12 protein-coding genes are annotated in these 22,154 nt (G+C 39.4%); 7 read left to right on the top strand and 5 right to left on the bottom strand.

What is annotated here, in order from left to right:
- Positions 1 to 75: 75 nt before the first annotated feature.
- A complete protein-coding gene (locus I6F48_RS05695; RefSeq protein ID WP_002959190.1) occupies positions 76 to 312 on the bottom strand; it encodes a hypothetical protein in 237 nt (78 codons plus the stop codon).
- Between the two features lie 579 nt (positions 313 to 891).
- Here I6F48_RS05695 and I6F48_RS05690 point away from each other — a divergent pair.
- The 4 genes from I6F48_RS05690 (at position 892) to I6F48_RS05675 (ending at position 5,644) form a co-directional block, all read left to right on the top strand.
- Complete coding sequence (locus tag I6F48_RS05690) at positions 892 to 3,339, top strand: M1 family metallopeptidase (RefSeq protein WP_024592705.1); 2,448 nt, start codon at positions 892 to 894, stop codon at positions 3,337 to 3,339.
- Positions 3,339 to 3,833: a DUF6702 family protein gene (locus tag I6F48_RS05685; RefSeq protein WP_165741442.1), complete on the top strand. Its 495-nt coding sequence runs from the start codon at positions 3,339 to 3,341 to the stop codon at positions 3,831 to 3,833. Before I6F48_RS05690 ends, I6F48_RS05685 begins: the two co-directional genes overlap by 1 nt.
- 322 nt (positions 3,834 to 4,155) lie before the next feature.
- On the top strand, positions 4,156 to 4,773 hold the full coding sequence (locus I6F48_RS05680) for an HAD family hydrolase (RefSeq protein WP_165741440.1): 618 nt from the start codon (positions 4,156 to 4,158) through the stop codon (positions 4,771 to 4,773).
- A 145-nt stretch (positions 4,774 to 4,918) separates the two neighbouring features.
- Complete coding sequence (locus I6F48_RS05675) at positions 4,919 to 5,644, top strand: YebC/PmpR family DNA-binding transcriptional regulator (protein WP_197119024.1); 726 nt, start codon at positions 4,919 to 4,921, stop codon at positions 5,642 to 5,644.
- Positions 5,645 to 5,843: 199 nt separating this feature from the next.
- Here the strand turns inward: I6F48_RS05675 and I6F48_RS05670 are convergent, their stop codons facing one another.
- Positions 5,844 to 8,033, bottom strand: coding sequence for a malate synthase G (locus tag I6F48_RS05670; protein WP_165741548.1), 2,190 nt, complete (start codon positions 8,031 to 8,033; stop codon positions 5,844 to 5,846).
- 241 nt (positions 8,034 to 8,274) lie between these two features.
- On the opposite strand from I6F48_RS05670, the gene I6F48_RS05665 reads away from it, so the two are divergent.
- Positions 8,275 to 9,876, top strand: a complete 1,602-nt coding sequence (locus I6F48_RS05665) for an isocitrate lyase (protein WP_165741547.1) — start codon at positions 8,275 to 8,277, stop codon at positions 9,874 to 9,876.
- Positions 9,877 to 10,692: 816 nt separating this feature from the next.
- On the opposite strand, the gene I6F48_RS05660 is transcribed toward I6F48_RS05665, so the two are convergent.
- The 3 genes from I6F48_RS05660 to I6F48_RS05650 form a co-directional block, all read right to left on the bottom strand.
- Complete coding sequence (locus I6F48_RS05660) at positions 10,693 to 12,717, bottom strand: S9 family peptidase (RefSeq protein WP_197119023.1); 2,025 nt, start codon at positions 12,715 to 12,717, stop codon at positions 10,693 to 10,695.
- Positions 12,718 to 12,844: 127 nt separating this feature from the next.
- Positions 12,845 to 14,155 (bottom strand): lysine N(6)-hydroxylase/L-ornithine N(5)-oxygenase family protein, encoded by a 1,311-nt coding sequence (locus I6F48_RS05655; protein ID WP_197119022.1) that lies wholly within the window; start codon positions 14,153 to 14,155, stop codon positions 12,845 to 12,847.
- A gap of 130 nt (positions 14,156 to 14,285) precedes the next feature.
- Entirely contained in the window at positions 14,286 to 15,623 is a 1,338-nt protein-coding gene (locus tag I6F48_RS05650) for a salicylate synthase (RefSeq protein ID WP_197119021.1), read from the bottom strand.
- Between the two features lie 130 nt (positions 15,624 to 15,753).
- On the opposite strand from I6F48_RS05650, the gene I6F48_RS05645 reads away from it, so the two are divergent.
- Both I6F48_RS05645 and I6F48_RS05640 read left to right on the top strand, forming a co-directional pair.
- The gene (locus I6F48_RS05645; protein WP_197119020.1) at positions 15,754 to 21,948 is read left to right on the top strand and encodes a non-ribosomal peptide synthetase; all 6,195 of its coding nucleotides are present in this window, start codon (positions 15,754 to 15,756) and stop codon (positions 21,946 to 21,948) included.
- Positions 21,941 to 22,153, top strand: a complete 213-nt coding sequence (locus I6F48_RS05640) for an MbtH family protein (protein ID WP_197119019.1) — start codon at positions 21,941 to 21,943, stop codon at positions 22,151 to 22,153. Before I6F48_RS05645 ends, I6F48_RS05640 begins: the two co-directional genes overlap by 8 nt.
- Position 22,154: the final 1 nt, after the last annotated feature.

Here is a 22,154-nt window from a genome sequence, read left to right as displayed (position 1 = left end):
GCGCTCTTAATAAAACCGTAAGAGCGCCAATATACCCAAGGCTGTTAAAGATGCAAGCCTAAGGCATGCATTACGTTAGGTTAAACTGTACCAAGCTGAAAAAACAACCGGTAATGCTAAAAGTGCCATTAATAATGGAATTTTTAACGTTTTAGTTTGTTTTGCGTGTAGCGCCTTTAATGCATTAGTTTCGTTGCACGCTGCTACTTTATCGATATAAAAATAACCCGAATCGAGATACTGCTTACAGTTATTCTCACTTGCTGGAATCGCAATTAGTTCTTGTTGTTTTTTTAGGATGTAAAAATCCATAAGCCCACCGCATTTCTTGCTAGTAATCGATATTAATTTGAGGATAAATGTGACGAATTTATTTGCCTCAAATAAAAAGGTTGGCGATTTTAAATATAAACAGCACTAAAGATCAACCTAAAATTACACTATTTGTCATTTATCGTACAAATAGCGAATATTAATGAAGTTCGGCAATATTTGAGCCAATTATTTACTCGTTTCACTGTGTTTTTGTTCAGTAGAAAGGGCTTTTAGGCCATTTTACTTGTTGCGAATTAGTAATACTTATACGTAGGATTAATGGTTTACCTGGTAATGCCAAAGCAATACTTTTTTAGCAATATATATAAAATGAATGATATTTTTTTAAGTTCTGGGACTTTGTATTTAACCGATCAAAACCATTATTAAAACCCAATTTTGTAAACCCCCTTTACAGTTTTTATCTATTCGTATTTTGTTACAAAATAATTGTATTTTTCAATCTAAAAAACTAAGTGAGCATCACCCTAAAAATACGGTACTTGGTCGCTAATTTATTGAAGCTAACCGGTATATTTGTCAAAGTACGCTCACAAAATTATATTAGGACTAACAATGAAAAAAATAGGTCTTACGCTAAGTGCTTTTGTATTGCCGTTCGCAATATCGAGTGCAGCTATGGCGTCTTCGGTTGAGCAAACAAAAGGTTCTTTTGTTGATAAATTTCGTCAATTAGACGAAGCACTTCCTACACCCAATGTTTATCGTAGTGCCGCTGGCGAACCAGGTGAAAAATACTGGCAGCAACGTGTAAATTACGATATTGATGTGAAGCTAGATGAAAAAAAGCACCGCATTACTGGTAGTCAAAGCATTGAATATAAAAATAACTCACCACATACGCTTAAATATTTATGGTTACAGTTAGATCAAAATATTTTTAAAAGCGATTCTATTGCCGAAACAACAAAAACATTTAAAAGCACTTTAGAAAGCCTACCAGCTCAAAAGCCCGCTAAATTAAGTTTAGGTGAATTACGTCGCCAGCAATTTATGAGCGACAACGAACTGGGTTATACAATCAGTGGCGTAAAAGATGACGATGGTAAAGAACTACGCGTAACTGTAGTTGATACCTTAATGCGCATCGATTTAAACGAGCCATTAAAACCAGGTAAAGAAGTAGAATTTAGCATGAACTTTGCCTTCAACATTGTTGAAGAAGATGCAGTGGGTGCACGTTCTGGTTACGAGCACTTTGAAGAAGACGGCAACGACATATTCTTAATTGCTCAGTGGTTTCCTCGTTTAGCGGCTTATACCGATTACGAAGCATGGACAAACAAGCCGTTTTTAGGCTCAGGTGAGTTTACGCTTGAGTTTGGTGATTACGATGTTGAGATTACTGTTCCGGCAGATCACATTGTATCGGCAACAGGTAAACTTGATAACGCGAGCAAAGTACTTACGAGTACTCAGCGTAAACGTTTAAAGCAAGCCGAAACATCTAAGCGTCCTGTGTTTATTGTTAACGCAGAAGAAGCGCTAGAAAACGAAAAAGAAGGCACCGACAAAACTAAAACGTGGCACTTTAAAGCGCAAAACGTACGTGACTTTGCTTGGGCGTCGTCTCGTAAGTTTATGTGGGATGCAAAGGGTTATCAGCAAGGTGGTGACGTTCAACCTTTAGTTATGGCAATGTCGTTCTTCCCTAAAGAAGGTGGTGACTTATGGGAGAAGTACTCAACTGAAGCGGTAGTACACACAATGGAAGTGTACTCTAAGTATTCTTTTGACTACCCATACCCAACTGCGCAATCGGTAAATGGCCCTGTTGGCGGTATGGAATACCCAATGATTACCTTTAACGGCCCGCGTACTAAGTTACAAGATGATGGTACACGTACTTATTCTCAAGCTGAAAAGCGCTTTTTACTTGGCGTAGTTATTCATGAAGTGGGTCATATTTACTTTCCAATGATTGTTAACTCAGATGAGCGCCAATGGACGTGGATGGATGAAGGCTTAAATAGCTTTTTAGATGGCGTTGCTGGTCGTGAATGGGATCCTACTATTCCTTGGGGTGTTGAGCCTCGCGATATAGTGAGCTACATGAAGTCTGAAAACCAAGTACCTGTTATGACTCAGTCAGACAGTGTATTACGCTTAGGTCCTAATGCTTATACTAAACCTGCAGCAGCCCTTAATATTTTACGTGAAGTAATTTTAGGCCGTGACTTATTCGACTTTGCATTTAAAGAGTATGCTCAGCGCTGGAAATACAAGCGCCCTACTCCAGCTGATTTTTTCCGTACAATGGAAGAAGCCTCTGGTGTTGATTTAGATTGGTTTTGGCGTGGCTGGTTTTACACCACAGACCATGTAGATATCTCTTTAGATAAAGTATATCAACTACGTTTAGACACTAAAAACCCTGATATTGATTACAGCCGTTTACGTGATATTGAAGCAGACAAACCTACTTCATTATTTGTTGAGCGTAACCGCGCACAAGGTAAAAAAACATGGGTTGAGAAAAACTCTGATGTTACCGATTTTTATGACGAAAACGACCGTTTTACTGTAACCAATAAAGAACGTAACTCGTACAATAAGTTTTTAAAAGGCTTAGAGCCGTGGGAGCGTAAAACGCTTGAGCGTGCTTTAGAAGAAGATAAAAACTATTACGTTATGGAATTTTCAAACCTTGGTGGTTTGGTAATGCCTATTTTATTAGAGCTAACATATGAAGATGGCACTAAAGAAGAGCGCTATATTCCTGCTGAAATTTGGCGTCGTAATTATAAAAACGTTCAGAAGCTGATTGTTACCGATAAAAACAAACCGCTTGTATCAGTTACTGTCGATCCAGGCTGGGAAACAGCTGACGTAGATGTTGAAAACAATAACTACCCTCGTCGTATTATTCCTTCACGTATTGAAGTATTTAAAAAGGAAAAGAGTAAAGCTAAAGTAAGTCGCGATATCATGCAAGATATTAAAACTGAGCTTAAAACTGATGAGAAGAAAGACGAAAAGGATGACGGTGAGGAGCAGCAATAATGCGCTTTTTGCTTATTATTGTTTGCCTTTTAGTTGCTGCGCCAAGTATGGCGCATCAACTAAAGTCGTCAGTTACAACCGTGCTTTTTAATAAACGAACGCATAATGTTGAATTAATGCATCGCTTTTATTTACATGATACCGAACACGCCGTAGGAACATTGTTTAAAGGCAAAATTGATATTATTAGTAATAAAGCCGACCAACAACGTTTTGCTAAGTATGTTGAATCGCATGTTGCTCTACAAACATTAAGTGGTGAGCCTTTAGCGCTTAACTTTGTGGGAGCACAAGTTGATGGTAAGTTTTTTTGGGTTTACCAAGAAGCACCAATTCCTGAAAATATTGAAGGAATTAAAATGAGTAATGGCGCACTTCGTGATTTATGGCCATCTCAGGTAAATATGGTAAACGTTGAGGGCAAAGGTAAGATTAAAACTTTAAACTTTGCTCAAGATGATACTTGGCTCGAAGCCCGCTTTGAGCAAAATTAATATTTAAAACTTCCCCAACCGACGCGCACAGCAGTTGTTTATGTGCGCGTTTTCTTCATACGTTTAAACTGCGTTCATGTTTGATCTGTTATTTGTAAATTTACGTAAAATTTATGAGTTCAATTTGTATATTTACCTTTTTTTGCGCATGATATATCAAGCACTTAAATTACTTTGTTATCAATAGATTGATAATGGTGCGTATTAATATTTAAATATAGTTAGTTTCATTTATCCCTTTGTATTTACCGGCCTAGGGCATAAGCAGTAGAGAATTTTATGTTTAAATTTCATTTAGTAATAACTAAATTCAGGGAATGATATGACTACTCAGGTTGAGGCTATTTTTGGAGTGATTTTTGATTTAGATGGAACATTGGTTTCATCAGAATTAGATTTTGCATTAATAAAGGCCCAAATAGGTTGCCCTTGCGAGCAAGACTTACTTGATTACATTGCTCAGTTGCCCTCACCGTATATGCGTGAAGAGGCAATGAATATAGTTCACCAACACGAATTAATAGATGCACAACATGCCAGTATATTACCTGGTGTGAGTGAAGCTATTCATGCTTTAAAGTCTAAAAATATTCCGATGGCGATTGTTACTCGCAATTTTGATAAAGCAGCGGCAATTAAATTACAAAATAATCCACTTCCTATCAGCACGGTTTTAACGCGAAGTGATGCACCAGCAAAACCCGACCCGAGCGCTTTAAATGCCATTGCTACACTTTGGAACATTAACGCCAGAAATTTACTTTATGTAGGCGATTACCTTTACGATATTCAAGCTGCGCATAATGCAAACATGCGAGCATGTTTATATGCTCCTGAGTCAACGCCAGCCTATGCAGACCAAGCTGATTACGTTTTACATGACTTTGTTGAATTAGTGACATTGGTTGAAAGTTATTCTAAAAAAATAGAATTATGTTAAATAGCGTGCTATTAAATTTATTCTGAAATAAGTATGTAGTTATAAAAGTTTTTATTAATCAAGTTTTGCCCATTGCGGAGCTAGCCCAATACGTTTTGAATTGGTAAAATACCGCAAAACGTAACGTATTCATTAGGGGCACAAAATGGGCAGAGCATTTGTAGTTCGTCAAAGTTCTATGATCAAAACAGCCAATGCAAAAACAAAAGTAAACTCAAAGTATGGTAAAGAGATTTACGTTGCAGCAAAAAGTGGTGATCCCGATCCCGAAGTAAATCAAACACTACGCCGTCTAATCGAAAAAGCTAAAAAAGACCAAGTACCCGCACACGTTATTGAAAAAGCAATTGAAAAAGCAGCCGGTGGCGCAGGGGAAGATTACTCTGTTGCCCGTTACGAAGGCTATGGTCCTGGTAATTGCATGGTTATAGTTGACTGTTTAACTGATAATCCGAACCGTACAATTAAAGATGTACGCTTACCGTTTACTAAAACAGACTCAAAAATTGGTACTCCTGGCTGCGTAGCACATATGTTTGATCATTATGCGGTACTTGGCTTTGCGGGTGATGACGACGAAATAGTATTAGAAGCATTAATGATGGCTGATATTGATGTTAGCGATGTTGAAGCCGAGGACGGTAAAGTGTCGGTATTTGCACCGCCAACAGAATACTTTAAAGCTAAAACAGCCCTTGAAGACGCATTTGAAGGCATTAACTTTGAAGTAGACGAAATTACGTTTATTCCTCAAGTTAATATTGAAATTGAAGACGAAGAAGTTATTGCTAACTTTGATAAGTTTATAAATATGCTTGAAGATTGTGACGATGTACAAAATATTTATCACAATGCCATTGTAAAAAATTAGATTTAATTAGCTAAAGCTTTAAAAAGCGTGTTTTGTGTATGCAAAACACGCTTTTTTACGTTTGAATAAATGTTAGATATTCATGTGTATTATCTATATACCTTTAAAATGCCATATAAGCGCTGCTTTTTTAATTCCAGACGATAAAAAACCAGCTTAAAAGCTGGTTTAGTACTTAATCTGAACTTTGCTTAAGCGGTTAAAGCGTATTCGTTTTTTGTACTTTATATTTTATACGGTAGCTATGTAGTAGTGGTTCAGTGTAACCACTAGGTTGTGTTACGCCCTCTAAAACTAATGCAGTAGCGGCTTGATAGGCAATGCTGTTATTAAGGGTTTCTTCGTTTGTTGCCATGGGTGTATATGCAGTGTCGTGCTCGTTTTGACCATCAACTACTTTGGCCATTTTAGCCATTGTTGATTTTATTTGCGCCTGTGAACACACGCCATTTAGCAACCAATTAGCCATATGCTGGCTTGAAATACGCAGTGTTGCTCTGTCTTCCATTAGCCCGATATGGTTAATGTCGGGTACTTTTGAGCAGCCAACGCCTTGATCAATCCAACGTACAACGTAGCCTAAAATGCCTTGTGCGTTGTTTTCAAGCTCGCTTTGAATATCTTCTTTTGAAAGCGTTTTAGGGTCTGCCATTAGCGGCGGTGTAAGCAGGTCATTAAGGCTAGCAATAGTACGTTTAGCAATACTTTGCTGCTCGGTAAATACGTTTACATCGTGATAATGCATTGCGTGCAGAGTAGCGGCTGTAGGGGAGGGCACCCATGCTGTATTAGCGCCTGATTTAGGATGTGCTAGTTTTTGCTCCATCATTAATGCCATTTTATCTGGCATTGGCCACATGCCTTTACCAATTTGTGCTTTATGACTTAAGCCACAAGCAAGGCCAATATCGACATTGCGATCCTCATATGCGCTTATCCATGATTGCTGTTTAATCTGTGCTTTTGGAAGTACAACACCCGCTTGCATAGAGGTATGAATTTCATCGCCGGTTCTATCTAAAAATCCGGTGTTGATAAATACCACACGCTCTTTAGCTGCATGAATACAGGCTTTTAGGTTTACAGATGTACGGCGTTCTTCATCCATAATACCCATTTTAAGGGTGTTTTTAGGTAAGCTTAGCGCTTCCTCTACTAGGCTAAATAAAGTGTTAGTAAACGCCACTTCTTCAGGGCCGTGCATTTTTGGTTTTACTATATTAATACTTTGCGCGCTGGTATTTTTTATACCTGTTTTTTTGTTTAGGTCGTGCAGGGCAGCGGTGGCTGTAAACATCGCATCCATAATGCCTTCAAATACCGGTTGATTGTACACATCGGTAATAGCAGGGTTCGTCATTAAATGGCCAACGTTTCTAACAAACATCATGCTGCGGCCTTTTAAAGTAACGGTGCCGCCGTCAAGTGCGGTGTATATTTTATCACTTTGTAGGGTACGCTCTACGGTTTTATCGCCTTTTTTAAACGATTCAACTAAGTTACCTTGCATCAAACCAAGCCAATTTTTATAAACCTGTACTTTATCTTCTGCATCTACTGCAGCTACTGAATCTTCACAGTCCATAATGGTGGTGAGTGCGGCCTCTAACACTACATCTTTTAAGCCTGCTTTATCTGCTTGGCCAATAATGTGGTGGTGATCGATATGTAGCTCTATGTGTAAATCATTGTTTTTTAATAATACTACAGTAGGATTTTGCGCTTCACCTTGATAGCCAATAAGCTGAGATGGGTCGGCTAATGTGGTTTGAGAGCTATCACGTAACGTAATTAAAAGTGCGCCATCTACTACTGAATAATTAGTGCTTTCTATGTGCGAGCCATTAGTCAGCGGCAATGCTTTATCTAAAAACTGACGAGCGTAGGCCATGACTTTAAAACCACGTACTGGGTTGTAAGTAGTGCCTTTTTCGGCGCCATCGTCTTCGCTTAACACATCAGTGCCGTATAAAGCGTCGTATAACGAACCCCAACGTGCGTTAGCAGCATTAAGTGCAAAGCGTGCGTTACTTACAGGCACAACCAACTGAGGCCCTGCTGTAAGCGCTACCTCGGGTTCTACATTTTGAGTTTCAATCTCAAAGTTGGCAGGCTCTTTTACTAAATAACCAATATCTTGCAAAAAGGCTTGGTACTTAACGCTATCCCACGCTTTATTAGCAAGATGGTAGTCGTCTATTTGCTTTTGAAGCAGCTCTCGCTTTTCAAGCAATGCTGTGTTTGTAGGGGTAAGTGTTTGCACTATATGTGCAAAGTTTTGCCAAAACTGCTGCTCACTCAAATGCGTGCCAGGGAGTAATTGGTTTTTAACGAAATCAGCAAGTTGTGTGTCTACGCTGAGTCCTGAATGTGTGAGAGTGTGGGACATAATTGCCTTCCTTAAACGGTCGCGATGTTGTTGTGTGCTTGTGCGTTAAGGCAACAATAACTCAAAAAAGCAATGTTGAGTGCTTTTTAGCCATTCACAAAATGTATAGCCGCAATAATAACTATAAATTTACTAAATCTAAAAAATGAGCCTAATGTTGAATCAAGCGAAACGGAGCACACACTCCTAGCCACTCTCACAACATTAAAATAATTTACACACTCGTTCGAAGGATTTTATTATGACAACATATCAACGCGAAACAGACACTCTTTCTACTCTTTGCCAATCTCAAGGCAGCCCATGGAAAGCTATTAACCCTGAATACGCAAGCCGTATGCGTTTACAAAACCGCTTTCGTACTGGGATTGAAATTGCGCAATACACAGCAGACGTAATGCGTGAAGATATGGCTGCATATGACGCAGACACAAGCCAGTACACACAGTCTTTGGGGTGTTGGCATGGTTTTACTGCCCAACAAATGATGATGGCTATTAAGCGCCACCAAAAAACAACTAAACGCAGCTATGTGTACTTAAGTGGCTGGATGGTTGCAGCGCTTCGCTCTGCATTTGGCCCGCTGCCAGATCAAAGCATGCACGAAAAAACGTCGGTTCCTGCATTAATTGAAGAAATTTATACGTTTTTAAAGCAAGCTGATGCACGCGAACTTGACCACTTATTTAATGACCTAGATGCAGCAAAAGCGAATGGCGGTGACGTTCAAGCGGTTATTGATAAAATAGACAACTTTGAAACCCATGTTGTGCCAATTATTGCTGATATTGACGCTGGTTTTGGTAACGAAGAAGCAACTTATTTACTCGCTAAAAAAATGATTGAAGCCGGTGCGTGTGCCATTCAAATAGAAAACCAAGTGTCTGACGCTAAGCAATGTGGTCACCAAGCGGGTAAAGTTACAGTACCGCACGAAGACTTTTTAGCAAAAATCAATGCAGTACGTTACGCTTTTTTAGAACTCGGTATTGATAACGGTATTATTGTGGCACGCACAGATTCATTAGGTGCCAGCCTTACTCAAAAAGTACCTGTGTCGCAAACACCTGGTGATTTAGCAAGCCAGTACAATGCATTTTTAGAAACCACGCCAATTAACGGTGTTGATGACTTAAATGAAGGCGACACGGCAATGAAAATTAATGGCCAGTTATGTAAACCAACTCGCCTAGATAACGGTTTATTTCAATTCCGCGAAGGCACTGAAAAAGACCGCGTAGTTCTAGATTGTATTACGAGCTTGCAGTCGGGCGCTGATTTACTGTGGATTGAAACAGAAAAACCACATGTTAAACAAATCGCAGAGCTGGTAAATCGTGTAAAAGAACACGTGCCAAATGCAAAACTGGTATACAACAACTCGCCTTCGTTTAACTGGACGCTTAAGTTCCGTGAGCAAGTATATCAAGAATGGCAAGAAGCTGGCCGTGACTTAAGTGCTTACCCAAGCCTTGGCGACAACAAAGGCTTAATGGCTCCAGAAATGGATGCAACAGAGCTTGCTCAAGCAGCCGATTTACTAGTGCAAAACTTCCAACGCGATGGCGCACGTGAAGCCGGTATTTTCCATCACTTAATTACTCTGCCTACGTACCATACAGCTGCGCTAAGCACTGATATTTTATCAGAAGGTTACTTTGGCGACATGGGTATGCTGGCGTACGTACGTGATGTACAGCGCCAAGAGATTCGCCGTGAGCAGGCTTCTGTTAAGCACCAAGATTTAGCGGGTTCTAACATGGGCGATACACACAAAGAATACTTCTCTGGTGATAATGCGCTAAAAGCCGGTGGTGAAGATAACACCATGAACCAATTTTAATTCCTAACTAGATAGTGTTACTCAAGGGCCAATAGGCCCTTTTTTATTGCTTTAAGTAAAGTTAGAACATTGAAGCACAATTACAGATCAGACTTTAACTAGGGCGTGTTGATCTTTGTGGATTGAAATTTGTTCAATCTAGGGGCGATTAAATCGCGGCGCGAGGTTTGTAACCTAGTGGGCTAAGTAAAAACCGAGCAACAAAGAGTTTATCGTCCCTAGAAAGAACCCAAAGGGCAGCGCATGTTTGGTATTTATGCTACGTTATCGCCTATTCATGGGGAATAACCACACTACATAAGCTCCGTCTTGCCTAAAAACCAAACATACTGCTGCAAATTAACCCACCAAAGTTCAACACGCCCTTGCCAAATCATGTTGGATCACTATTTAACTACCTGAGTGAATTTACAGATCAGAGTTTAACTAACCTTTCATAAAACAGCATATTTGGGGTGATTTTGCTGTAAAAAGCGTTTACAACAACTTTAAAAGGCAGGTAAGTGACTGATTTTTGTTTTAATAAGCAAACTTAGCGAATTTATAAACCGATTTTTTACTAACTTCTCTGTGCTATAAAACAAAATTTTACTAACTGATAGGCTATAAACAGTGACTCAAACCGATTTTTTACCAACTCAAGTTACAAAAAATGCTATAAACCGAAATTTTACTAACTGAAGTTTTAGCTAAGTCCGATATTTAACTGCCACAGAAGTGTAAAGGGGGTTTACAGTTTGAATACTAAGGCGGTAAACATAAAAGCCACTTATTTGAAGTGGCTTTTATTTGAGCTATAAATTTATTACCCAGAGTTTATTTAGTGTGTTTATCAAACCACCATTGAATATAAGCTACTTTAGTCATTAAGTTTGATGGGCGAGCTGTAATACCATGCGATGCATTAGGAATGCGCACCATTGCAGTATCAACGCCTTGTAGTTTTAATGCCTGATAAAACTGCTCAGTTTCTGATATTGGTGTACGGTAGTCAGATTCGCCAGTGAGCAACATAGTAGGAGTTTTAACGTTTCCAACATAACTAATAGGCGAGCGCTTCATGTAATGCTCAATGTGATCCCACGGTTTACCCGGAAACCAGTAATCAGCAAAAAACGGGTAAAAATCGGCAGTTAGTACAAAGCTGATCCAATTAATAACAGGCTTAGCAACTACAGCCGCAGCAAAGCGATCTGTATGACCTACAATCCAAGCTGTTAATACACCACCGCCAGAGCCACCGGTTACAAACAATTTAGACTCGTCAATAAAGCCTTTCGCTATTAGCGCATCAACGCCAGTCATTAAATCATCAAAATCGTTACTTGGATAATTATGATGAATAGTTTGTGCAAACTCTTTACCGTATGAATCACTACCACGTGGGTTCATGTATAAAACTACATTTCCTTTGGCTGCAAACAGCTGAATTTCAGCGCTAAAGTGCGGGCCATAATTAGCTACTGGACCGCCATGTATTTCTAGTATTAGCGGATATTTTTTGCTGCTGTCAAATTCTGGTGGGTAAGCAATCCAACCTTGGATTGGTAGCTCATCGTGGCTTGATTTAATCCAAATTTCTTCCACTTTAGCCAAAGTTTTATCAGCCAGAGCATCACTATTAAGGGTAGTTAAACGCTGCGCTTTACCGCGTTTAATTGTTGCTATATCAGCAGGGCGCTGAGTATCGGCAAGGGTAAAGGCTACTTCGCCATCTTCGCTTACATCAAAGTCACCACCAGAATAAGGGCGTCCAAAGGCAACACTGCCAATTTGAGTTGTTATTATTTTACGCTTGCCGCTGCGTGGTTGATAGGCGAGGGCGGTTTGACCTTTATCTGCATAGCTAAAGTATATGCCTTTGGAGTTTGCACTCCATTTCATTTGACCTACGCTACGATCAAAATCTGGCGTTAAGCTAGTTGTGTTACCTGTTTTTAAATCACGAATATAAAGCTGAGCGTTTTCGTAGTTAGTGCGTTTATCATCGTAACCTGTGTACGCTAAGTAACGACCATCGGGAGAGATTTTAGGTTGCTCGTCAGGTCCATTTCGGTCAGTAATTTCTGTTATATTTTGCGAAGCTAAATCAAATTTATAAATTTCACTATTTGTAGGCTTTAACTGATTGTTTGTGTGTCTATTTGCAGAGAAGTAAAGCGATTTACCATCTTTACTAAAACTAACATCACCTGCGTTATCAAACTCATCATGAGTAAGCTGTTTAGCATTCCCCCCGTTAGCATCTATAGAAAATACTTGGCTAAAACCTTTTTGCGTGTAACCGCCACCATCTGAACGGTAATAAACATCGTCAATAAATTTAGCTGGTTCTGCCCACGTTGCCCCTTTAGGTTTGCCTGGTAAGGTTACTGGCGCTGAAGCAGCACTTGGAACAAACATGCTAAATATTAATTGGCTAGAGTTAGGGCTCCATGTAATAGCACGTGGGCTATTCGTTAGATTACTAATTTTTGCCATAGCGCCTGTTTTAAGCCACTTAATATATATTTGGCTGCTGCCGTCACGGGTTGATATAAACGCAAGGCGCTGACCATCAGGAGAAAGAACTGGCGAGTAATCTATGTGCACGCCAGAGGTTAGCGGCTGCATTTGTTTGGTTTTGTAATCAACAGACCAAATATTACCCACTTTGCGATCTGTTTTTATATCCATACGATTACGCACAAAGTAAACGGTTTTACCGTCTTCGGTTATATCTATCTGATTCGCATATTCAAGGTCGAATACGTTTTCAAGTTGTAGCGTTTGCTCTGTTTGACTCGTAAAACCCGAAAAACTGACTGTTGCCAAAAGCGCAAAAGGGGTAATAAACTTCATTTTTATTCCTTGTTATTAAACAGTATCACATTTGTTATAAGGCAATAATGATTGAAAATAAACCCGATTGCGATGAATGCACATTACTTAGATAATGACTTATTTGAGTAATATGCATTTCAAGGGATTAAGCTAAAGCAACTGCTTGCTGAGCCTGTACTTGCAACTCTGCCTGTAATGAGTGTGCTATTTCTGCTGATCTCACTGAAAGTATTGAGAGTAAAGTGTCGCTTAAACCATGGGATGATTCTGAACGTCCTTGCAAAAATAACGATGGAAGAAAACGCTCGTCCGTTTTAACTTGATAATTTCGATCAATATCAATGTTTCCTAAATAGGCTTTAATAGGTTCTAACATAGGTGCCATTTTAGGTCGTTGATACCCTGTAGCTAAAATTACTAAATCGTAATTATTCGTGGCATGCTGATTTGATTTTCTATCAAGTATAGACAGCGTTATTTTTCCATTTTTTTCAGATGCTTCAGTAACTTCACTGTTAGGGCAATATGTATGTTGCTCCATCATGGCAACTTTTTGTTGATAAAAAATATTATATATTTGCTCAATCATCGATGAGTCAACAGCTGAATAATTAGCGTACTTATATTCTTTTAATAGCTCTTCTCTTTCTTGCTGCGTTTTACTGAATATAGAGTCTGTTGATGATGGGTTAAAAATTTCATTCACATAGGGACTTGAATCTGCTGGCTTCATCGAATTACCACGCATAATTAAATCAACTTTTGCGTGCGGATAATTATCATCAATATCAATAAAAGCTTCCGCAGCACTTTGCCCACCACCGATTATAGCAATGCGTAAGTCTTTTGTTTTTGCTGGAATAAGTTTAGCCATTTTTGATAGGTAGTGAGTATGATGAAATACAATCGGGGTTTGTTTTAGCGGTTGAAAAACTTCCGGTATTAAAGGGGTTCCGCCAGTGCCCATAACAAGTGATTTAGTAAAACGGATCTTACTTGTACCACCTGTATCTGCGGTTGTCACTTTGAGTAATTTTACTTTTTGATTATCCATAACCGGCTCAATAGAGGTAACCTCTTCGCCGTATTGACATTGAGAGGAAAAATGACCCGCAACCCAGCGCAGATAGTCATTAAATTCTAGCCTGCTTGGGTAGAAAGTACTTAAATTTATGAAGTCCACTAAACGATTATGTGAATGTAAATAATTTAAGAATGAGTAAGGGCTGGTTGGATTTCTCAATGTGACAAGATCTTTCAAAAATGAGACTTGTAGCCCACTTTGGTTAGTAATAGTATCACCATGCCATTGATATTCTGGCTGTTTATCAATAAATAAGGTATTTAGTGTGGTGGAATTGCTTTTAATTTCCTCTAAGGCAATCGCCAAAGCTATATTTGATGGGCCAAATCCGACACCAATGATATCGTATGTAGGTATTAGTGGCTGTGCCATGCTTAAACTCCTCGTTTAAAACAACTTTTATCTGCTACATAAATTTACTTTTTTTTATAAAAATGTGTAGCAGTGGGTATTAGCTGAATAAGGATTCATTAAGTATCCTTATTTAATGAATTACGTTAATTTAGCTTTTTTTTTCAACAACCCAAGGTGAAATGCTTGCTAGTTTTTCACTGGTTTCGGTGAGTTCTCTTTCTGGTGTTGAATCAAGTACAATTCCGGCTCCAGCCTGTAACCAGTGCTGATCGCCTTTACTCATAACACTGCGTAAAACTAATGCTGCGTCAATAACGCCTGTGTGATCTAGTTTTAAAATTGCGCCTGCATAAAGCCCTCTGCTACTGCCTTCGTGTCGTCGTATTTCTGAAAAAGCAGCCAGCTTTTGAATACCAGATGCTGTAACAGCAGGGAATAGGCTTTCGAATGCATGCCAAGCGTTATATTCTGTTTTTAGAGTGCCACAGACTCTCGAAGCTAAATGTTGCACAGAACCTCGCTTTTTTTGAACCATGAACTGTGGCACATGTACAGATTCTGGTTCACAAACTTCATTCATTTCGTCAACTGAAAGTCTCACAGATATTGCGTGTTCGTGGGTTTCTTTTGGATCTTTTAGTAACTCATCAAATATTTTTTGATCTGTTTCTGGATTACCTTCTAATCGTCGAGTACCCGCTAACGGCTCTGTTGTAACTTTACGGTTTTCATCAACTGAAAGTACAATTTCAGGACTAAACCCGGTGATTTTCCAACCAGCTAAATTCATTGTAAATGAACGAGCCGGTGTGTTCATTGAACGTCCTTGAAGCCAAGTCGCAGTGTAATCGGGAGAAAAATGTAGGGGAACCTTACGCGAGAGTATGACTTTTTCTAGTAAACCATTTTTGATATTGGCGACAGACTTTTTGACTGCATTTTTATAATTAATATTGTCTGGTATTTCGACATTTTTGTAAGGAACGTGTGCTCGTACAACTGCATTTTCTAGTATTAAGCGTACTTTTTGCTCAAGTTCACTGGATTTAGATTTAATGAGTGTTGGTTTTTTCCCTAGGGATACCGTTATTTTTGGCTCACAAATAAATAATAACGCTTCTTGGCCTGCTTTTTCTTCTTCGGTTAATAGTTCTGGTGATTTCAGGGCATACGCGAATTCAAAACTAGACCATCCACATGCTTGCCATTCACCATCCCAAGTATTTAATTCTTGCTGTAGGACTTGGCAGAGGTTTTCGCTGTTAACTTGGCACTGAGTTTTTCCTGCAGAGGTATTAGATTCAATGTGAGTTGCAAATACTGTTATAGATCGAACAATACCCCCTGCAAACCAACATTCACCGTTATCTTCGTAAATTAAATACTCTTTAAATATACCACTGTCGGCTAGAGCGGCTGCTCGTGCGAAGATTAAATTTTGCTCATCGCTTTGGGTTGTGCCTTCATTGGAAAAATTAGTTTTCATAATATCTTATGCTCCTTTTCAAAATACATTTTTCATACACACGGGATTAATTTTCAATCAATGTGTTGCAATAATAACTACAGTAAATAATAATGCAAATTATTATTATTTGTATTTTAGGGTCTGTTTTATGGATAATGCACTTAGGCTAAAGCTTGCGAGAAAATTGGCGGCAACTCGAAAAATAATCATGCCGAATAATAATGTGGACTCTTTATCGACATTAAATCAATGCTTTACAGTTTCAAAAGCAAAAAATGAGAGCAGTTATGTACTTTCTAATGCGCAAGAAAGGATGTGGTTACTTAATCAACTCGATCCACTTTCGTCTGCTTACAATGTTTGTGTCTTGTGGCAATTTAAGGGTTGTTTAGATGCGCGTGTTTTACAGCAAAGTTGTTTTGAATTAGTGAACAGGCACAGTATTTTTCGAACTTCCTATTATGCAGACCCTATTGTTGGTGCTCGACAAAAAGTGCTTGATGAGTTTCCTTTGCAGTGGTGTGAATATGATTTACAAGATTTAGATCAGCAGACGCGAGAAGTACGTCTTAAAGAAATAGCACAACATGCAAGTACAGAACCTTTCGATCTTGCAACTAAGAGTACACTTCGACTTGCTCTCGTAAAAATGACCGACAGTCATCACACTTTAGTTATGGTAGGGCAACATATTGTTTGGGACGGGGCGTCATTTGGTATTTTTTCCAATGAATTATCAACATACTATAGGCTAATTAAGAGCGGCGAATCTAAACAACGCGCTCCGTTACCCATCCAGTATTTAGATTTTGCTCAATGGCATCGTGAAAAATGGCAACAAGATTCCGAACAAAGCAAAGAGCAGGTTGCGTTCTGGCAAAAGCAGCTTACACCGCTACCTGAGCCTATTGATTTTCCAACTGATTTTCCTCGGGGAGTGAGACAAAATGAAAATGGTGGCTGGCACAGTGATAATCTTGATAAAGCAACAACACAAACCCTACTTACGTTAGCACGAGAAGAACAAGTTACAACTTTTGAAGCCATTATTGCGGTGATTGCTTTATTAATGACTCGGCTTTCTAGGGCCTCGGAAGTGACGATAGGGACAGTGGCTTCGCATCGTAATCTACCTGAGCTGAGTGACCTGATAGGTAATTTTGGTAATGTTATTCCACTGCGGATTAAGGTTGATAATAAACTTTGTTTTCGTGAACTGATCCGTGATAGTGCGACACAATGTCGTGCTGCTTTTTCACATGCAGATTTACCCTTTGAATTATTACTTGAAAAATTACAAATAAAACGAGGGGAATCGCAAAACCCATTATTAGACACTATGGTGACTTTCTTAAGCCATGGGATGTCTCCACCGGTAATCGATGACTTAGATGTACATTGGGAAAAGTATTTTAATGGTACAACGCAAACAGATCTCTCTTTTGACGCATTATTAAAAGATAACTGTCTTCAGTTTCAAGCCACTTGGCGTGCTTCATTATATAGACCAAAAACCATACCAAATCATTTAAAACGGCTGCTACAGTTACTTAAACACTGTGTCCAAGAACCAGATATAGCACTAGCTAACATTACCACTGTATTACCCGATGAAAATCAATTAATAAAATTGGGTCAACGCGATGCATTTTTAAGCCCAGTAACAACGCTCGTTGCTTGGTTTGAGAGTACCGTGGGTAAATACCCAAATCGAACTGCCGTTGAGTTAGTTGGCAGTGAAACGATAAAGAGTGTTTTGCAAAAACAAAACGTCCTGCATGACCTCAGCTTTTTAACGCTCAATGCAAGAGCAAATAGAGTCGCAAGGTGGCTAGTATCGCAAGGGATTGGGCCAGAGGATCGGGTTGCCATAATAATGCCTCGTCAGTTGGAATGGTTCGTTGTGATGCTTGGTACACTCAAGGCTGGTGCCGCTATTGTACCTATAGATCCAAATTATCCAGAGGATTACATTAACCGAGTACTTACATTGGCGGCGCCAAATATAGTAATTAATAACGGTGATACACATTCATTTGAATCAGCTAAAGCGACTGAATTACAAACTAAAACAGTCAGTTTGTTAGTTATTGAGAATGAAGCATTAAGTGTAAAAAATAGTGATCTTAATCTTACAAACGAAGAGAGATGCCGGCCATTGCGCTCATCTCATCCAGCCTGTATTACGTTTACATCAGGCTCAACAGGGCAGCCAAAAGGTGTTGTTGTAAAACATGCTTCGCTGGTTAACCTTATTGCTAGTCATAAACACGATCTCTATAGCGAAGCTTCTGCGCTTGTAGAACATAATCAGCTAAAAGTTGGCCATGCTTGGTCTTTGGCCTTTGATGCCTCATGGCAACCTACACTGTGGATGTTTGAAGGCCATAAAGTCTATTTATTTGATGCAAATACGATGCAAGACGCGGTCACTCTTGCCAAAGAGATAATGCTTAAAAAAATGGATTTTATTGAGTTAACTCCCAGTATGCTAGATGAAGTATTACCGTGGTTACAGTCAGGACTTACAGATACCAATGGGCAATTTATTGAACCTCACACACCTGCAATATTGGGTTTTGGTGGTGAATCGGTAAAACAAGAGCTTTGGCAACGTATAAAGAGCCTGCCTGGTACGTTGGGCTTTAATTTATATGGCCCGACAGAGGCAACAGTGGATGCAATGATTGCTAAAACCAATGCCGCTGAAAAGCCGGTAATAGGTGGGCCAGTTGCAGGAGGGCAAGTTTATGTTTTAGATAGTTGCTTGCAATTAGCGCCTTTAGGGGTGCATGGTGAGCTTGCAATTGCTGGTGCTGGATTAGCAAGAGGATACCTTGATCGTAGTGATTTAACAGCAAGCAAGTTTATTGCTAATCCTTTTTCTGAACAAGGTGAAAGACTTTACCTAAGTGGTGATAGAGTCAAATGGACAACTCAAGGAAATATTGAATACATTGGCCGTATAGACGAGCAAGTAAAAATTAGAGGTTTTCGTGTTGAGCCGCTCGAAGTTGAGTCAACCATTGAGCTGTTAATTAAATGTCCTTGCGCTGTGATTGCCAGAGCGGTTACTCAAAGTGCGATGGAGTTAATTTGTTATATTGAAAATGAAATTGAGCAACTAAGCGATAATCAAGAGGCTAATTTAAACTTAATAGCCCGCTTTCGCTATGTATGTGAGCAAGCTCTACCTCCTCACTTAGTCCCCAAGTATTTTGTAATTAATAAAAAACTACCTAAATTACCTAATGGAAAAATTAATCGTAAAGCGCTGTCGATACCTGATGATTTAGGTGTTATTGCCAAAAGAGCCCCTCGCAATGAACTGGAGAAAAAGCTATGTAGTTTAGTGTGTGACGTTTTAGGGATTGAGACAATAGGCATTGACGATGGATTTTTTGCAGTGGGTGGCGATAGTATTTCAGTGGTGAAATTAGTCAGTCGCGCTCGTCGAGAAGGGATCCACCTTACTCCTCGTCAAGTATTTAATGCAAAATGCATTGCGAATTTGGTTAAAGAATTACACGAAGTTGATCCCCTAGGAGACAGTCAAAATAGTAAAACGGTTAGCCACGATAGTAATGATAAAGGTCAGCTTACTTCAACTTCATTAATGCAGCGCTACCTTAATGCAGCGACACCGCTTGATCGATTTGCACAACTAGCAAGTGTAGTAGTGCCTGAAAGTATGACGGCTGGTGAACTAAAAGAGCTTGTGTATGCTTTACTTAATCGCCATGGGTTGTTGCGAGCTCAATTGGTGCAATCGGGTACGGGGGAGTTATCCCTAAATGTTCCGGTTGAAAATACCCAAACTATTTATTGTGAGCAAACTTATCAACAGTGTGATGATGATAAGTATAGAGTGTATTCTGAAAATACTGATTTACCCACTTTAGAAAACTCAGGTGTATTATCAGCAGCTGAGTTGGCAAAACAACTATGCAGTAATTTAAGTCCTAAAAACGGTGTTATGGTTGCCGTATTGTTAGTTAAAGAAAATGAAAATAATAACCAAAGGGCTTGGTTTGCCATAAACCATTTAGTCATAGATGCCTCATCATGGCATATTTTGGCTGAAGACCTTGCGATTGTCCGAAATCAGCAAGTGAATAATGAAAAACTTGAATTACCTCCCGTACCAACATCATGGCGTAGTTGGTCCAATCATATAAATAAATTAAGCCAGCAGTATATACCTGCGCCAAATTCAACCAATTTGGGAACGTTGGCAAGTGCTCACACATTAACTTGGAGCTTGGAACCTTATAATAAAACATGTCCTGCATTAACTGTCGCTCGTAGGTTAGGGCTTCCGCTGGCTAGTTTATTACCTGCTATAAGTTGCTTAGCTGCCATTACATCAAAATTAAAACCAGCTGTAGATAATCGCTGTCCTACCTTGGTACTAGAGCGGCATGGTCGAGAAATACAGGAACCAACACAAGATTTAAGCAGGACCATTGGCTGGTTTGCCCGTGAAGTTTATGTGGCTCTCAATAGTGATGTTTTAAAGACTAAATCGGATGAAATGTCGAGCCAGTTGATAGAAACAGTGTTGCGTAAATGGTGTGGTCAAATTATTCAGCAAGACTCTCCTTTTGTATCATCAAATGGTGTCGCGCCTGCTCAACAAAGTGTAAATGGTTGGTTAGTCGGTTTTAATTTTCTTGGTGATTTAAATTTATCCTCCAATTCAGATTTATGGTCAGTAACTCCGCTTCTTGAGCAGCTCACTGAAGCTTGCTCCGATCACTGGCCGTTACTAAATTCTTTAGATTTAACAGCCTACTACTGCCATAAAAAAGGGATAAAAACACTTCACTTTAATGCGATAACACCTAGTAGCGAATTGCACCATAGTGATCTACTACGATTTAAAGCTGAGTTAAATAAGCTTTTTCATCAACTACACAACTGTTTTATTGAAGAACAACAACAGCTACAAGCACAAGGTCTTGTTGGTAGTAATAATTTGACAATTAAGCCAGCTACGCCACTGCAAGTTGAAATGCTTCGCCACTGTCATGGACTAACAGATCCATGGACAACACAAATGGAAATAACTCTTTCTAATCAACACACCCCAGAAATATCTGAAAGTGCTTTAAAAGCAGGGGCCGCAGATCTTCTGCGCCGTCATGACGCGCTAAGATCAGGCTTTTTTATGAAAACATTTTCTACCTTTACTGCCGATATACTCGAGCCTGCATGGGAAACTTTAGATTTACGTGGTGAACCAAGTGAGCAATATGAAGCATTGTTAGTGCAGCATCGCACAGCATGGTACCAATATCGCTTTGAATTTGATGCTCCGCCACTCATGCGATTTTTATCTATACGTATAAGTGATAGTCAGTGGCTAATTTTGATTCATTGTCATCACTTACTGCTGGATGGTTGGTCAGCCCCTCGAATTTTGCAAGAGTGGCTTGGTGGAATGAGTGCTGAAGCCACTTTAGCTTATCCAGATTTACATTGGGGTCAATATCTTGATTGGTTACAAAAACAAGATCCGACAATAGCTTGTCAATATTGGAATAAAGCGCTGAATGGTTTCAAAGCCCCTTCATTATTATGCCCGACAAGACAACAACGATTTCCTTCACAAGAATTATCTAGTGTGCTTTGTGCTGCTGTAAATGCAGACATTAAAGCATTAGCTGCAAAGATTAATGTATCTACGGCCATGCTATTTCAATTGGCATGGGCTAAAACAGTGGGTAATGCACTTAATCAGGACGATGTCGTATTTGGTTTATTTGATTCTGGTCGTGCAGCGTCGTTAGCAGGTATTGAAACGCTTGTTGGGTTGGTTACTCAGTTAGTACCAATACGGATTAAGACCGGTTCTTTGAGTAGTCCAATTGCGTTGTTGCAGCAGTTGCAAACTGAACAATTTGAATGGCAAGCGTTAGCTCCGGTTAGGTTGGATAATTTGGAAGCGACTCATCGTTTTGGTGAATTTTTTGATACTTTATTAGTTATTGAAAATGCCCTTGATGCGGATACACAAACCGCAGAGCCAATTAAACAAGTCGATTCATCTCAAGGGCTTGCATTGGCAGGATTAAAGGATGTTAAGTGGCAAGATTCGGTTGGCCAAGCCGCTGCTTTATTTATCTACCCAGGTGCAACAACCAAGATCCGTTTGAGCTTTGACCCGCATGCAGTGGGCAAAAAACGTAGCGCTCAGCTATTAACTGATTTTGAGTTCTATTTGCAAGCACTTGTCGATAGTTGTAACAAATTCAGTCATGAAGCCGCAAATTCTGCGCAACTTAATAACAGCGAATTAAACCCCCTATCAACAGTCTCTTTGGAGTTAAATCATGAGTGAAAATATTTTCGATGATGAATCAATGGCATTTGTAGTCCTTATCAATCATGAAAAACAGTATTCGTTATGGCCTGAAGTATTAACTATTCCTTCTGGTTGGGAGCCGGTTTTTGGCCCTCAAACACGTGATACTTGTTTGAGTTGGCTAAATGATAATTGGACAGATTTACGTCCTAAATCACTCATAGAGATGGATGGAAATTAAT

The sequence above is a fragment of the Pseudoalteromonas sp. SWYJ118 genome (assembly GCF_015864505.1).
Classification (GTDB): domain Bacteria; phylum Pseudomonadota; class Gammaproteobacteria; order Enterobacterales; family Alteromonadaceae; genus Pseudoalteromonas; species Pseudoalteromonas arctica.
Note: the sequence above shows the minus strand (reverse complement) of the source record. Positions and strands in the feature narration are given on the sequence as shown.